Here is a 14,164-nt window from a genome sequence, read left to right on the forward strand (position 1 = left end):
GCACGACCGGAGGAAGTGAACAAATTTGAGTTGTGAGACTGCGAAATAACCCAATTTATGCGACCAAAGGGAGAATAAAACTGTGCAATGAGACTGGAAACTACACCGTGAATTTCTATAGTATATACAAAGCGTCGAACAATTCCTTTGTATATAAAAGGTGAATTATGATACAATACTACAAGGAAAATATAAAATAGCATCCTGGTAGATGAAGGATGCGACGAAAACTTAAATGATATGAGTGGAACAAAGAAAATATATGCTACCCATTATTTTGCAGAAAGGAAGATGAAATTGAGTAGAATTGATGGTAGGAAAAATAATGAATTGAGACCTGTAAAATTTACAAGAAACTTTACAAGGTATGCACAAGGATCGGTATTGGTGGAAATGGGGGAAACGAAGGTAATTTGCACGGCTACCATAGAAGATAAAGTACCGCCCTTCCTAAAGAATACAGGCAAGGGATGGATTACTGCGGAGTATTCCATGCTGCCAAGCTCTACCCAAAGCAGGAAGGTAAGGGAGTCCAGCAGAGGCAAGGTAGAAGGGCGAACCCAAGAAATTCAAAGATTGATCGGAAGGGCTCTACGCTCTGTCGTGGATTTAGATGCCTTAGGAGAAAGAACACTATGGATCGATTGTGACGTCATACAGGCTGATGGTGGCACTAGAACGGCTTCAATTACTGGATCTTTTGTTGCCTTAGTAGATGCATTAAATAAGCTAAAGGAAGAGGGTGCCATAGAAAGTATACCGGTTCGAAGCTTTGTATCTGCAATTAGTGTGGGCATCATAAACGGAGAGGCGATGCTGGATCTATGCTATGAAGAAGATTCTACGGCTAAAGTGGATATGAACATCGTCATGACCGATAGAGGAGAATTCGTTGAAGTGCAAGGTACAGGGGAGGAATCTCCATTTGCCAAGGCAGACTTAATGAACCTGTTGGAACTAGGAGAAAAAGGAAATCTGGAATTAATCCAACTTCAAAAAGAAGCATTGGGTGCCATAGCAGATGCAATCGAAAATAAGTAGAACAAGGAGGACCTATGAAAACAACAGAAGAGATAAAAAAAATACATCAAGCAGTAATTTCAACGGGCAACAAGCATAAATTAGAAGAGATTGGCGCCATATTAGAGGATTTTAATCTAGAGGTTCTATCTATGAAAGACGTAAACTTAGAGGGCTTGGAAATCATAGAGGATGGAAATACCTTTGAAGAAAACGCCTTAATCAAGGCAAAAGCAGTAATGGAGAGAACTGGAAAACTAACCTTAGCAGATGATTCTGGTTTAGAGGTAGATGTACTGGACAACCAACCGGGCATCTATTCTGCACGATTTTCTGGTGAAAATGCTACGGATGAAAAAAATAATGCAAAGCTTCTGAAAATGCTGGAAGAAGTTCCTTTTGAAAAAAGGACAGCTAGATTCGTTTGTGCCATGGCAGCCGTATTTCCAAATGGAGATACCATTGTTTTAAGAGGCGAATGTCCTGGTGTAATCGGTTTTGAAGCAAAAGGAAAATCTGGATTTGGATACGATCCATTGTTCATCGTAGAAGAATATAATCAAACCTTCGCAGAATTAGGGGAAGAAATTAAAAATAAAATCAGTCATCGTGCAAGAGCTCTAGAGAAACTGAAGAAAGAATTAATTCTAAGGTTGGGAAGTGATTAGTTGAAAATCGGCATAATTAGTGACAGTCACGAAGGACGTTATTATATTGACCTAGTAATGGCGCAATTGAAAGAAGTGGACTTAATTATACATGCTGGAGATGGCTATCAGGATACAAAATATATAGAGCATAGATATGGCATAAAAACATTAGGCGTAAAAGGAAACTGTGATCTGGAAGGGCCAGAGCAGAGGCTTGAAACCATAGAAAATAAAAGAATTTTTATTGCCCATGGAGATCGATATGGTGTAGTGTCCAACATGGATCGAATCTTTTACGCAGCAAAGGAATTCGAAGCAGATATCGCTATCTTTGGTCATACCCATGTACCTTTCTATATGGTGGAAGAAGGGATTGTATTAATGAATCCAGGCAGTATTACGCTGCCAAGAGGAGACAGCCAAAGGAGTTATTGTATACTCACCCTAGCAAAAGATATAAAAGTAGAATTTATGAAAATATAGCAGAAAAGTTGAGATAAACCTTGAAAAAGGGAGTATACCTTTCGTATTTCATGGCTATCTTTAATAAATAAGCTTTAAATGACTTGAGTTTTTATACAGAAGTATGTATACTATATTTTGTCCCTTGAGACAAGATGAAGTTTCATTCAAGTCATTTTAGCTTGTACGACAGATGCTTGACATGGAAAAGGTTTTATGGTAACATTATTAAATGTTACAAAGCAATATGCGGGTGTAGTTCAATGGTAGAACGTCAGCCTTCCAAGCTGATCGCGAGGGTTCGATTCCCTTCACCCGCTCCAAACATGTACTCATAGCTCAGCTGGATAGAGCAACGGCCTTCTAAGCCGTAGGTCCGGGGTTCGAATCCCTGTGGGTACGCCATATTTATGGTGGGTGTAGTCAAGTGGTTAAGACACAGGATTGTGGCTCCTGCACTCATGGGTTCGAATCCCATCATCCACCCCAAATGTTGGGATATAGCCAAGTCGGTAAGGCAACGGACTTTGACTCCGTCATTCCGCAGGTTCGAGTCCTGCTATCCCAGCCAGCAATATGTTTTAAATAAGATTTACTTCAATGCGCGGGTGTGGCGGAATTGGCAGACGCACTAGACTTAGGATCTAGCGGGCAACCGTGGGGGTTCGACTCCCTTCACCCGCACCATTTTGCGGAAGTGGCTCAGTGGTAGAGCATCGCCTTGCCAAGGCGAGGGTCGCGGGTTCGAGTCCCGTCTTCCGCTCCAACATGTACTCATAGCTCAGCTGGATAGAGCAACGGCCTTCTAAGCCGTAGGTCCGGGGTTCGAATCCCTGTGGGTACGCCAAAACAGAATTAGACTAGAACCAGTTTTCTAGTCTAGTTTTTATTAAAAAAATATTTGCGCCATTAGCTCAATCGGATAGAGTTGCAGACTTCGAATCTGAAGGTTGGGGGTTCGAGTCCCTCATGGCGCGCCATACACTTTGAAATACTAATGTTTACGGACGTTAGTATTTTTTTATTTTTAAAATATAAAATAATAAGCGTTTATACCACCCAAAATCTGGGTATATTATCTCTACAACAATTAATAACAACTTGTGAGAGGAGATGAATTATGGGTTATATAGCATGGATAATCTTAGGCGCACTATCCGGATGGATAGCAAGTATTGTAATGGGTAAAAATTCACAGATGGGAGCTATTGCGAATATCGTGGTAGGTATTGTGGGAGCTTTTATTGGAGGATTCGTATTCAGCTTAATAGGCTCCGTTGGTGTCACAGGACTGAATATATGGAGCATAATAGTTTCCGTAGTTGGATCTTGTATATTACTATTTGTAGTTAATAAAATTAAATAAAATTAAAAATTAGTGTCTTTTTAAAAGAATCTCTTAATTAGAGGTTCTTTTTTTATACAACACAACAAAAGAATGTTAGCAATGGATGGTTGCGTGACACAAATAAGGCTAAAATAAGGTCAGAGAAAATTACTTAGCTGGCATGAAATATAAAGAACGAAGGGATTGCATGGATTGTACCTATAAAGTAAAATTAATGAAAAGGAGGGATTCAATGAAAAAATACGCATTGATAATTTTAGGGTTATGGATGCTGATATCTTTAATCGGATGTTCAACTAAAATATTAGAAGAAGAATATAAAGGGTTTGAAACAGAGATTCAGCCCACCATGCAAGATGAAGCCCCCGGTACAGAAAAAAATTTAGAGAAAAGCCTTGTATTGCAGGTTGAAGAATATATAAAGGAAAATAAGGTATCCTATTCTTGGAAAGATGTACAATATGATATGGCGAATAAGTTGAATGAAAAATTCGTAGTAGCTGGTGAAGCAGAGCTAAGCGATTATTATAACTATGGGTTTCGGGGAAAAGAAAAAGATTATTTTGCTGTGCGAATAACACCTTATGATGGCGATTACACCAATGCTTGGTACTTGTATCTTCACAGGGAGAGCTTTGAAAAACTATACCATTCTTTAAAAGAAGGCAATCGAACAGTGATCGCTACCTGCGAAATCCCAAGGTACATTTATAAAGAAGGGCAAGGAAATATGGCTTTTGTAAATCAGGCTCAATGGTAATTTAGAGGATACGATTGGATAATGGAGGTGGTCCTGTGTGTGGTAGATATCTTTTAGATATGGATACAGTGGAAATTAGCAATATTCTTCACAATATAAAGTGGAGCTGCGGCGAAACATTGAAGACGGGCGAAATATATCCCACGAATACTGTACCGATGATAACGTCTAGGGGGGTAACCTTTGCCAAATGGGGATTTCCAAAATGGGATAATAAAGGTGTGGTCATCAATGCTCGGGTAGAAGGATTGCAGGAAAGAAGGATGTTTAAAAGCTTAGTAAAGAATAAGCGGTGTATTATTCCTGCCAATGGCTATTTTGAATGGAAGCAGATTGGAGGCAGTAAAGTAAAAGAAAAATATTTGATTGATAATAAGGGCAAGATCTTATACATGGCAGGTCTTTATGATACGGTTGAAGAAAGTAGCACCCAATTAAGCTTCCTAGATCATAACACACAAACGTATTTAGCCTTTGCGATCATAACGAAGGATGCCAACGATTCCGTTTCCCATGTGCATCATAGAATGCCTTTAATTTTTAACAAAGAGGAAATGGAGATGTGGCTAAGTGGTTATGACTTAAGTGCTCTTCTATCACAAAATAATATTGCACTACAATACTCAATGGATCATTAAAAATTGGCAAAGAGCGATGAAGAGATAGGAATATCATACGATAATTCCTATCATTCGTCTAAAAGAGCAATAGCTCGAATCGGTGATCCATCGGCATCCTTATGCTTTAGTGGCAGTGCACAGAAGGTAAAAAGTTCATCACCGAGCAAGTGCAAATTCATTAAATTTTCAATAACTACAATCTCGCTATCTCGGAATAGCTTTTTATGGAGTGTAAGATTGATATCTACAATGGGATCCAGCCCGATGGTATCAAGACCAATGCCCTTTTTACGACTGTTTATTAAAAAGTCTGCAACTTCATGGTCGATGCAAGGGTACTCTCCAAAATATTGTTCTGTTCCCCAATATTGAGACCAGCCAGTATGAAAAAGGAGGAACTCCGCTTGGAGAGCCTTATCTTTATATGGGAGAATATAATCCATAGTAATGGATTGACCTTCTCTCAAATCGGAGCAATGGATAACCAAGGCCCTTCCGACGAATTGAGAAATTGGGAATTGGTCCAGTGTTGTTCTGTTTGGAAACAGGTGGGCAGGCGGATCCATATGAGTGCCCGTGTGTGTATACAGAGTCACTAGGGTTTCTCTAAATCCATCCACCTCATAGGAATTTGCAGGTGAGAACTTAGGACCTTCCGTACCTGGATAAACAGGCATATCTTCTGAAATATAATGTGTCAGATCAAGAATTTTCATTTTTTACCTCCCAATAATATAGAAATTCAATTGAACTCATACTTTAGATTTTTGTAAAATTCTAAAAATTTCATTTACTAATATTTATGATTGTACTATAATACAGCCATGACTTCAAGGAGACAGAACTGTTTTCTATACCATAGACGGAATAATCCATCGAAGACCATAGATGGAAAAACTAAAAAATATTGAAAGTGACCTTAGGGGTCACTTTTATTTTGGAACTCTAATAGATAGAGGTTGACAATACAAATATACCCTTATATAATAATGATATCGAAATGATATCATTATTATATAAGGGAGGTTTTGCTATGGTTGAAAAGATAATGAAAGATGAGCATTTGGTGACAGAAGAGAGGAAAGCAAAAAGTTCCAATGGTATGGTCATACTGATCTTAAACATCGTTTTAATGGTGGCTAGTATTTTTTCTATAATCATTGGGGCTAATTTGATCTCCAACACTGGCAATTTATTTGGTATACTATTTATTGTAATTGGCGTAATTTATTTGATGATTGTAGGTCCGATTCTATTTGCAGGATTGAAGGTTTTAAAGCCGAATGAAGCATTGGTATTAACTTTGTTTGGTAAATATACTGGAACTCTAAAGGGAGAAGGATTTTTCTTTGTAAATCCTTTCAGCAGCGCTGTAAGCCCAGCCTCAAAAAATACGAGCACAGGAAGCCTTGGAACGCAAGATCATATTAAGGTCAGCGCAAATGAAATTAATATCCCAAGTCAGCGAAGTAAAAAGATTTCTTTAAAGGCGATGACACTGAACAATGATAAGCAAAAAATTAATGATCAAATGGGAAATCCGATTATCATTGGTGTCGTAGTTATATGGAAGGTTGTAAATACAGCGAAAGCAGTATTCAATGTAGATAATTATGCAGAATATTTATCGATTCAAACAGACTCTGCTTTAAGAGACATTACGAGACTCTATCCCTACGACTCAGTTAATGATGACAACGAGAAGTCTCTTCGTGGTAGTAGCCTTGAGGTTGCAGAAAAACTTAGACACGAGATTCAAAAGCGCGTAAATATTGCAGGACTTGAAGTCGTTGAGGCTAGAATAACGCATTTAGCCTATGCACCGGAAATAGCTTCTACAATGCTACAGAGACAACAGGCTTCAGCTATTATTGATGCTAGACAGATGATTGTAGAAGGTGCGGTAGGTATGGTGGAAATGGCATTGGCTAAGCTGAGTGAAAATGATATTGTAACCCTAGATGAAGAACGGAAGGCTGCCATGGTTAGCAACCTACTGGTTGTATTGTGTGGGAATAAAGAAGCACAACCCATTGTAAATAGCGGTTCCCTATATTAAAATAAAGGAGATGATGGAGTGGAAAAAAAAGAAAAAGACAATGAAAAAAAACAACTTTTATTAAGATTATCATCATCTCTCTGGAAAGATCTAGCACAATGGGCAGAGGACGACTTTAGATCCATCAATGGACAAATAGAGTATCTTTTAACAGAATGTGTGAAGCAACATAAAAAAGGAAAAATGTAAAAAGATATTTACTTCGAACGTTTGTTCTGATACAATAAAACTAAAGAACAAATGTTTGGAGTGATACTATGGTAAATCAATCATTAAAGTACTCATTAAACAATCATAAAGTAATTACAATCATGTATATGAAAGACTTAGAGATCATACAAAGAAGAATTCAAGTTTTAAAGATGGAGAGTGGGCTTATAAAGGCACTAGACATCGATAAGGGACAGCTTAGAACCTTTAGGATAGACCGAATATTATCTGCAATTGATACCAAACTCATGGGGAACGAAGATAGCATGGCGGAGAACTATATCTTTTAAGGAATACAGTGGATAAAAAATATAAAAATTTTAGAAATAAAGGTGTATAGATTTAACAAAGCTGCACATAATAAGATTGTAAGATTCGTGATAGAAAATTGGGCTCCAGTTTAGACTGAGAGTTAAATATATTTATAAGGTCCGTAATGGATTTTAATAAATATAAAACCATTTCCATTACGGATCTTACTTTTTTATTGATATAATATAAGGTACATAGGTTTTCAGGATGGTTTGCGAATGTTAAAATAGATTTAAATAAAATAAAGTTTAATAATATATGGCAAAGGTGGAGAAAGAGATGGGTAAACTAGAGGGATTAAAGCCAGAGAGAGTATTTTATTACTTCGAAGAATTAACGAAGATACCGAGGGAGTCCTATAATGAAGAGCAGGTTAGCAACTATATTAAAAGTGTGGGAGAAGACTTAGGATTAGAAACAATTCAAGATGATTTGTTGAATGTGATCATCAGAAAACCAGCAAGCCCAGGATATGAAAATGCCGAGGGCGTAATTATTCAAGGTCATATGGACATGGTGTGTGAAAAAGAAAGTGATAGTGAACACGATTTTCAAAAAGATCCAATCTCTTTAATCGTGGATGGAGACTATATTTGTGCAGATAAAACCACTTTAGGTGCAGACAATGGTATTGCAATCGCAATGGGGTTGGCCATATTGGAGGACAATACGCTACAGCATCCTGCAATTGAATTCCTTGCTACAAGCTCAGAAGAGACCGAAATGGATGGTGCATTGGGTTTAGCAGAGGATGCTTTAAAGGGTACAAGGTTTCTGAATTTAGATTCCGAAGAGGAAGGTGTAGTGATTGCAGGATCTGCTGGAGGAGAGCTCATCAAAATAGAGATTCAGTCGACCTATGAAGAACTTCAAGACTCCATGGGTTTTGATATAGAAATCAAAGGTTTAATGGGTGGACACTCTGGTATGGAAATTAATAAACCGAGAGAAAATGCAAATAAAATACTTGGCAATTTATTAAAGGAATTAGCAGAGCGGATGGAAATTCGATTGATTTCCATTACAGGTGGAACGAAGGACAATGCCATTCCAAGAAGTGCAGGAGCTAAAGTTGCATTAGTGCAAGAAGATAGAGTTCAGTTTGAAAATATTATGGAAGAAATCAAGGGAAGGGTTATAGAAAAAAACAAAGGAAAAGAACCCGGAATTGATATTTCTGTTGAACGCTGTGAAACCGTAACACAAGGTTTTTCTAAGAATACATTAAAATCTGTTGTAGAACTTTTGGAAAATCTGCCCACAGGTGTCTTTACAATGTTAGAAGGTTATGACAATATTGTTGAAAGTTCTTCAAACCTAGCTATTATTAAAACGGAGGATGAAAAAATAACGGTCCAGATATCCCTTAGAAGTTCCATAGAACGCCGATTGAAGGAGATGGAAGCACTGATTATAAAAGAAGCAGATAAAATCAATGCAGTGTATACCATCGGTGCTAGTTATCCAGAATGGGAATACAGGCCGGATTCAAACTTAAGAAAGATAGCCATGGCTGTATATGAGCATGTATTCGGAGTAAAGATGGAAGCTGCAGTAATTCATGCTGGGCTGGAATGTGGCGCTATGGCAAAAAAATATCCGAATATGGATTTAATATCTTTTGGACCGAATATTTATGATGTACATACACCAAAGGAGAAAATAAGTATTTCATCTACCAAAAGAATTTATGAATATACAGTGGCTCTATTAAAATCTCTATAAATTGACATAAAGTTAACTTGTTTGAATCTTCCTTCAATTTGTGGTATAAATAGATTACCAGAAATATAGGGGGGATTCGATTGCAAGAAAATCAACTGCTGATGCTATTAGATCGATCAGAGCTAATACCGAAGCCATCCAGAGAAATTAGCGATATTTTTAAGATACTGAATAATCCCGTAGAATTGGATATCGACTTATTGGTCGAAAAAATTCAGGACGTAGAAAATCTTCATGACCTCATGATCAAGAATTTAAATACGGGATATTTTAAAGCTAATAGAGAAATAAAAACGATTAAAGAAGCCATTGTCTATTTTGGTATGCAGACCATACAGAATCTGATTACGTTGTTCATTACAATCCAGTTATTTTCTGAAGCAAGGGATCTGAATAAAGGGGAGAAGCCGGAAAGAGTATTCTATATGGATCAATATTTTAAGCATGTGCTAGGAACATCTGTAGCCAGTGCCATGTTATCTGCCATGCTCAATATCGGCGACCGCTACAAGTTGTTTTCCTATGGCTTAATACATGATATCGGCATAGTGGTTGTAGATACCTGTACACCGGAGCTATTGGACCAGGTAACGAAGAAGTTGAAATCGGGGGTGCATCAAGTGGTGGCAGAACGACTGGCCTTCAGTGGTATAACCCATGCAGAAATAGGGGCATGGCTCTGTAGAAAGTGGAACATAAGGCAGGATATTGTGGATATTGTCGAATTTCACCATACGCCTTTTTTAGCCAAGGAAACTACGGATGAACTAAAGATCATACATATTGCAGATGTAATCAGCACGATGTATTATGAAAAGCTTTTGGGTGTAAACCTCCACCATGGACTCAGCAATAAATTGATGGATTCACTGGGGATAAAGGAGAGTCATATTAAAATTATTGTTGAGAAGCTTCCTGAAGAAGTAGAACGATTAAATTATTTTTCTATCTATGGGTAGTTGCAGCATAATTTACTTTTAAATTTAGACATAGGAGATGATTCCATGGAACGGACCAATACCATCGATATGATTAGATTGAAGAATGGCGAAATGGAATGTATAGAAGACACGGTAATATCGGAATATCCCCTCACTATTTTTATCAATGGAAAGGAACTGGTGACATTGCTATGTTCTCCAGAGGGGCTAGAATATTTGGCCGTAGGGTTTTTAGTATCAGAGGGAATGATTAAAAATATAGAGCAGATAGAGAAGGTTACCATAGATCAAGACAAAGGATACGCTCATGTAGAGTTAAAGAATAAGTCTGCATTTACAGAAGAATTATTTGGAAAGAGAACCATTACTACAGGATGTGGCAAAGGAACTGTATTTTATAATGTACTGGACTCTCTAGGAACGAAAAAAATAAATCATCCTATAAAGATTGAAAGTGAAAAAATACTGGAGCTTTCCAGAAAACTAAATGAAGAATCGCAGCTTTTTAAAGAAACAGGAGGGGTTCATAGCTGTGCACTATGCGATGAAGATCGTATTATTTTATTTCACGAGGACGTGGGGAGGCACAATGCTGTTGATAAAATTATTGGAGAGGCTCTTTTATCGGGTCTAAACTTGAATGATAAAATATTAATAACCAGTGGTAGGATTTCTTCGGAGATGATCATTAAAACTATAAAGAATAATATTCCTGTGATTGTGTCAAGATCTGCACCGACGGATCTTTCTGTAAAGATTGCGAAGCAGTTCCATGTGACACTGATCGGCTTTGTTAGAGGAAATAGAATGAATATATATAATGGAACGGAAAATTTGACAATAAAATAACTAAAATATCATTATTTATTCCTATAATCCTTTAAAATATGATAAAATAAGAGTTATTAATAGAAAATAGTTTTATTATAGAATTTAAAGGACGTGAAATAGATATGAAAGATTTATATAGTAGAAGAATTAATTATATGAGGATTTCTATAACAGATTTATGTAATCTGAGATGTCAATATTGTATGCCTGCGGAGGGGATTTGCAAAAAAGATCATAAAGAGGTACTAACCTTAGAAGAGATAACAGATATTGTAAAGGCTGGCGTAGGTCTAGGGATTGATAAAGTAAGGATCACTGGCGGTGAGCCCTTGGTAAGAAATGGGATTGTAGAGTTTATTCAAATGATCTCCAATATCGACGGCATCAAGGATATCGCTATTACCACCAATGGAATTTTACTGCCTAGATATGCAGAGGCTCTGAAGGAAGCTGGATTGAAAAGAGTGAATATCAGTATAGATTCCTTAAACCCAGATAAATATAGAGAGATCACAAGGGGTGGGGATTTATCCAAGGTCTTAGAAGGGATCAATGAATGTATCCGATTGGGTCTAACTCCAGTAAAGCTTAATGTGGTAGCCATCGGTGGGTATAATGACGATGAAATTGAGGATTTTATTCAATTGACCATGGACAAGCCAATCGATGTGCGCTTTATAGAACTGATGCCTATTGGAGAAGCTAGCCAATGGGGAAAAGATCGATTTATTTCGAATGAAGAAATTGTCCATCGGTTTAAAAATTTAGTGCCCATGGAAACAGAAAAATCCAGTCCGGCAAAATACTATCAGCTTCCTGGTGGCATGGGAAGAGTAGGGCTAATTAATCCTATCAGTAGTCATTTCTGTGGAGACTGTAATCGAGTACGATTGACATCCGATGGTAAATTAAAGCCATGCTTACACAGCAACCATGAAATTGATATTTTAGATGCGGTTCGAAATCATCCAGAAAAAATACAGGAAGTTTTAGCTTCTGCCATTCTGAGTAAGCCAGAAAAGCATGATTTGCTTACGGACAGCCATGAAGAGAGCAATAGAGGAATGTCTCAAATCGGAGGCTAGTCATGGCAAAGGTAAAGAGCATAAGCTTTAAGGAGAATAACGGGTGGACGGAGTGCAATCACTTATATTTGGATGCCTCAAAGTTGAAAGAGAGCAAGGGCAGAATCAGCTTCATTACACAGATAGGGCAAGAACGACTTCTTAAGGATGAAATGAAGGGATTTTGTCACCAACGGTTTAAGGCAAACTTCGTTGTTAGGGAAATGGAGATCAAGGACTTAGTTGTAGATATGCAGCTTCGGGTAGGAGATACCATCGTAAGCATCATCCAGGTAGGGAAGGCATGTCTATTAGAGTGTCCAATCATAGAGGCGTCTAATCCATCCTGCTTTGTGAATCGACAGGTTTTCTTTGGAGCGATTATTCGAGAAGGACTTGTAAAAAAAGAGGATGCTATTCATATTTTAGACTAGGTGTTTTTGAACACCTAGTTTTTTTATGACCTAACCCAATTTATGCGACCAAAGGAAGCAATAAATTGATGGTAGGTCAAACGCAACGAACACCAAATTTGCACGACCAGAGGAAGTGAACAAATTTGAGTTGTGAGACTGCGAAATAACCCAATTTATGCGACCAAAGGAAGCAATAAATTGATGGTAGGTCAAACGCAACGAACACCAAATTTGCACGACCGGAGGAAGTGAACAAATTTGAGTTGTGAGACTGCGAAATAACCCAATTTATGCAATGAAGGAATAGGAAAGAATAATGTCCCCCCCATTGGAATAAAATATATGGGGGGGATTCGCATGAAGAAAAGAGAATATAAGGTTTTTCATATTTTTTTATGCCTATTTTTAGTCGTATTTATTGTCCTAGGGCCTTATTATCTAATCAATTATCGTCCAAATAGTGTGGATTATAGTAAAAAAAATAAGGCACAGGAGCCTGGGTGGCAGGGGATTATAACCTTATGGGATTATCCTAGATTAGATAAAAAGACGGGAACAAATTTTGGATGGATGTACGAAAAAATTAGAGCCTTCGAAAAAGCAAATCCAGGGGTCTATATAAAGTTTACGCCGCTCAGCTGGGAAAAGGGCCCCATCAAAATAAATACTGCGGCAAAGCTAGGAGGACTACCAGATATCGTCCCTATTGGCAATGATTACGGTTTGATGAATCGGGGTGTGCTAGAAGAGCTGAACCCTTATTTAACGGGGGATGAAATACAAGATTTTAGAGAGAATGCGTTAAAAGCTGTTACCTACCAAAATAAAATCTATGGCATCCCATGGATGATGACCACCTATACCATGGTTCTCAACTTAGATTTATTCAACGAAAGAGGTGTAGAACCTCCAGTTGATGGACAGTGGACATATGAAGAATTTGTCAGTAAAATGGAATCACTAACTTTTGACAGTAAAGGAAATAATAAAATAGATCGGTATGGTTTTAACAGTTTTATAGAGCCGGGATATTATAATACATGGGGAATTTTGCTGAGTGATGGTGCTAAGGTTTTCAATGAAAAAATGCAGTACAGCTTTAACGACGATAAGGCTTTAAGTGGACTTACGAAGCTGATGGATTTAAAATTGAAATACGGCATTACCCATCCAGATTTCGGTACGAACAATTCAAATCAATCATGGACGAACTTTTACAAGGATCAAAACATAGCAGTATACCCTGTGGGAACATGGGCATTGAACGTATTGGATAATCTACAGAAGGAAGGAACTGGACTCAACTACGGCATCGCTGGATTTCCAAAGGGAAACTTGGGAAAATCCATTACCTTAAACAACACAGTAGGGTCCTATGGTATGGTAAATCAGGAAAGTGAGGAAAAGAAACAGGTTATTATCAGCTTTTTAAAATTTTTAATAAAGGAAGAGTACCAGAAGGACCTGATAAGACTCGGTGTTTTTCCAGCTAGAAAGTCTATAGGAAATATCTATACCGATGACACCAATATGACCATGATTTATGAAGAACTACAAAATGCAAATATTGTATTTAATCATCCTTATTGGAAGGAAATCGATGAGATTCTACAAAGAGAAATACAGCAGGGAGTTCTTGGTAATAAAAGTCCAGAGCAGGTTTTAAAAGATGCAGAGGAGAAGATTCATATACTGTTGAATCGTATTGAAAATTGACCTAGGACCTTAAAAAAGGTATACTTTAAA

Annotated in this window: 14 protein-coding genes, 8 tRNA genes and 1 pseudogene; 22 read left to right on the forward strand and 1 reads right to left on the reverse strand. The window is 37.6% G+C overall.

All coding sequences use genetic code 11. From position 1 onward, the window contains the following. Positions 1-297: 297 nt before the first annotated feature. The 13 genes and pseudogenes from rph to CLOS_RS02960 all read left to right on the forward strand — a co-directional run bounded on the left by rph (position 298) and on the right by CLOS_RS02960 (position 4,878). Positions 298-1,688 (forward strand): annotated as a pseudogene (gene rph, locus CLOS_RS16480) (ribonuclease PH). Further along, positions 1,689-2,153 carry a metallophosphoesterase gene (locus CLOS_RS02905; RefSeq protein ID WP_012158435.1) on the forward strand — a complete coding sequence of 155 codons (465 nt, stop codon included), beginning with the start codon at positions 1,689-1,691 and terminating at the stop codon, positions 2,151-2,153. 228 nt (positions 2,154-2,381) lie between these two features. Beyond that, positions 2,382-2,455, forward strand: a tRNA-Gly gene (locus tag CLOS_RS02910). A 5-nt stretch (positions 2,456-2,460) separates the two neighbouring features. Further along, positions 2,461-2,537 (forward strand) — tRNA-Arg (locus CLOS_RS02915). 8 nt (positions 2,538-2,545) lie between these two features. Next, a tRNA-His gene (locus CLOS_RS02920) sits at positions 2,546-2,621 on the forward strand. A 5-nt stretch (positions 2,622-2,626) separates the two neighbouring features. Continuing rightward, positions 2,627-2,703 (forward strand) — tRNA-Gln (locus tag CLOS_RS02925). 33 nt (positions 2,704-2,736) lie between these two features. Next, positions 2,737-2,819, forward strand: a tRNA-Leu gene (locus CLOS_RS02930). A 4-nt stretch (positions 2,820-2,823) separates the two neighbouring features. Further along, positions 2,824-2,898, forward strand: a tRNA-Gly gene (locus tag CLOS_RS02935). Positions 2,899-2,902: 4 nt separating this feature from the next. Next, a tRNA-Arg gene (locus tag CLOS_RS02940) sits at positions 2,903-2,979 on the forward strand. A gap of 56 nt (positions 2,980-3,035) precedes the next feature. Further along, a tRNA-Arg gene (locus CLOS_RS02945) sits at positions 3,036-3,112 on the forward strand. A gap of 140 nt (positions 3,113-3,252) precedes the next feature. Further along, the gene (locus tag CLOS_RS02950; protein ID WP_012158436.1) at positions 3,253-3,498 is read left to right on the forward strand and encodes a GlsB/YeaQ/YmgE family stress response membrane protein; all 246 of its coding nucleotides are present in this window, start codon (positions 3,253-3,255) and stop codon (positions 3,496-3,498) included. 214 nt (positions 3,499-3,712) lie between these two features. Continuing rightward, positions 3,713-4,240, forward strand: a complete 528-nt coding sequence (locus CLOS_RS02955) for a hypothetical protein (RefSeq protein WP_041718931.1) — start codon at positions 3,713-3,715, stop codon at positions 4,238-4,240. A 14-nt stretch (positions 4,241-4,254) separates the two neighbouring features. Further along, on the forward strand, positions 4,255-4,878 hold the full coding sequence (locus CLOS_RS02960; RefSeq protein ID WP_156774380.1) for an SOS response-associated peptidase: 624 nt from the start codon (positions 4,255-4,257) through the stop codon (positions 4,876-4,878). 50 nt (positions 4,879-4,928) lie between these two features. On the opposite strand, the gene CLOS_RS02965 is transcribed toward CLOS_RS02960, so the two are convergent. Then, the gene (locus CLOS_RS02965; RefSeq protein WP_012158439.1) at positions 4,929-5,576 is read right to left on the reverse strand and encodes a cyclase family protein; all 648 of its coding nucleotides are present in this window, start codon (positions 5,574-5,576) and stop codon (positions 4,929-4,931) included. Positions 5,577-5,893: 317 nt separating this feature from the next. On the opposite strand from CLOS_RS02965, the gene CLOS_RS02970 reads away from it, so the two are divergent. The 9 genes from CLOS_RS02970 (at position 5,894) to CLOS_RS03005 (ending at position 14,134) form a co-directional block, all read left to right on the forward strand. Beyond that, complete coding sequence (locus CLOS_RS02970) at positions 5,894-6,919, forward strand: SPFH domain-containing protein (protein WP_012158440.1); 1,026 nt, start codon at positions 5,894-5,896, stop codon at positions 6,917-6,919. A gap of 18 nt (positions 6,920-6,937) precedes the next feature. Continuing rightward, entirely contained in the window at positions 6,938-7,108 is a 171-nt protein-coding gene (locus CLOS_RS15790; protein ID WP_012158441.1) for a hypothetical protein, read from the forward strand. Between the two features lie 68 nt (positions 7,109-7,176). Further along, on the forward strand, positions 7,177-7,419 hold the full coding sequence (locus tag CLOS_RS02975; RefSeq protein ID WP_012158442.1) for a WYL domain-containing protein: 243 nt from the start codon (positions 7,177-7,179) through the stop codon (positions 7,417-7,419). Between the two features lie 301 nt (positions 7,420-7,720). Then, a complete protein-coding gene (locus CLOS_RS02980) occupies positions 7,721-9,166 on the forward strand; it encodes an aminoacyl-histidine dipeptidase (RefSeq protein WP_012158443.1) in 1,446 nt (481 codons plus the stop codon). An 80-nt stretch (positions 9,167-9,246) separates the two neighbouring features. Continuing rightward, on the forward strand, positions 9,247-10,125 hold the full coding sequence (locus tag CLOS_RS02985) for an HDOD domain-containing protein (RefSeq protein ID WP_012158444.1): 879 nt from the start codon (positions 9,247-9,249) through the stop codon (positions 10,123-10,125). 45 nt (positions 10,126-10,170) lie between these two features. Next, positions 10,171-10,956 (forward strand): formate dehydrogenase accessory sulfurtransferase FdhD, encoded by a 786-nt coding sequence (gene fdhD, locus CLOS_RS02990; protein ID WP_012158445.1) that lies wholly within the window; start codon positions 10,171-10,173, stop codon positions 10,954-10,956. 104 nt (positions 10,957-11,060) lie between these two features. Then, positions 11,061-12,023, forward strand: a complete 963-nt coding sequence (gene moaA, locus CLOS_RS02995) for a GTP 3',8-cyclase MoaA (RefSeq protein WP_012158446.1) — start codon at positions 11,061-11,063, stop codon at positions 12,021-12,023. 2 nt (positions 12,024-12,025) lie between these two features. After that, positions 12,026-12,436, forward strand: coding sequence for a hypothetical protein (locus tag CLOS_RS03000; RefSeq protein ID WP_012158447.1), 411 nt, complete (start codon positions 12,026-12,028; stop codon positions 12,434-12,436). 339 nt (positions 12,437-12,775) lie between these two features. Continuing rightward, positions 12,776-14,134, forward strand: coding sequence for an ABC transporter substrate-binding protein (locus tag CLOS_RS03005; protein ID WP_012158448.1), 1,359 nt, complete (start codon positions 12,776-12,778; stop codon positions 14,132-14,134). The last annotated feature ends 30 nt before the right edge of the window (positions 14,135-14,164 follow it).

It is taken from the genome of Alkaliphilus oremlandii OhILAs (assembly GCF_000018325.1).
GTDB classification, from domain to species: Bacteria; Bacillota; Clostridia; order Peptostreptococcales; family Natronincolaceae; genus Alkaliphilus_B; species Alkaliphilus_B oremlandii.

What these genes read in the sequence shown, in the direction of transcription:
- CLOS_RS02965 (WP_012158439.1), bottom strand. Translation starts at nt 5,576, where the DNA reads ATGAAAATTCTTGATCTGACACATTATATTTCAGAAGATATGCCTGTT.
- CLOS_RS03005 (WP_012158448.1), top strand. Translation starts at nt 12,776, where the DNA reads ATGAAGAAAAGAGAATATAAGGTTTTTCATATTTTTTTATGCCTATTT.
- CLOS_RS03000 (WP_012158447.1), top strand. Translation starts at nt 12,026, where the DNA reads ATGGCAAAGGTAAAGAGCATAAGCTTTAAGGAGAATAACGGGTGGACG.
- CLOS_RS02975 (WP_012158442.1), top strand. Translation starts at nt 7,177, where the DNA reads ATGGTAAATCAATCATTAAAGTACTCATTAAACAATCATAAAGTAATT.
- CLOS_RS02955 (WP_041718931.1), top strand. Translation starts at nt 3,713, where the DNA reads ATGAAAAAATACGCATTGATAATTTTAGGGTTATGGATGCTGATATCT.
- moaA (WP_012158446.1), top strand. Translation starts at nt 11,061, where the DNA reads ATGAAAGATTTATATAGTAGAAGAATTAATTATATGAGGATTTCTATA.
- fdhD (WP_012158445.1), top strand. Translation starts at nt 10,171, where the DNA reads ATGGAACGGACCAATACCATCGATATGATTAGATTGAAGAATGGCGAA.
- CLOS_RS02950 (WP_012158436.1), top strand. Translation starts at nt 3,253, where the DNA reads ATGGGTTATATAGCATGGATAATCTTAGGCGCACTATCCGGATGGATA.
- CLOS_RS02980 (WP_012158443.1), top strand. Translation starts at nt 7,721, where the DNA reads ATGGGTAAACTAGAGGGATTAAAGCCAGAGAGAGTATTTTATTACTTC.
- CLOS_RS02970 (WP_012158440.1), top strand. Translation starts at nt 5,894, where the DNA reads ATGGTTGAAAAGATAATGAAAGATGAGCATTTGGTGACAGAAGAGAGG.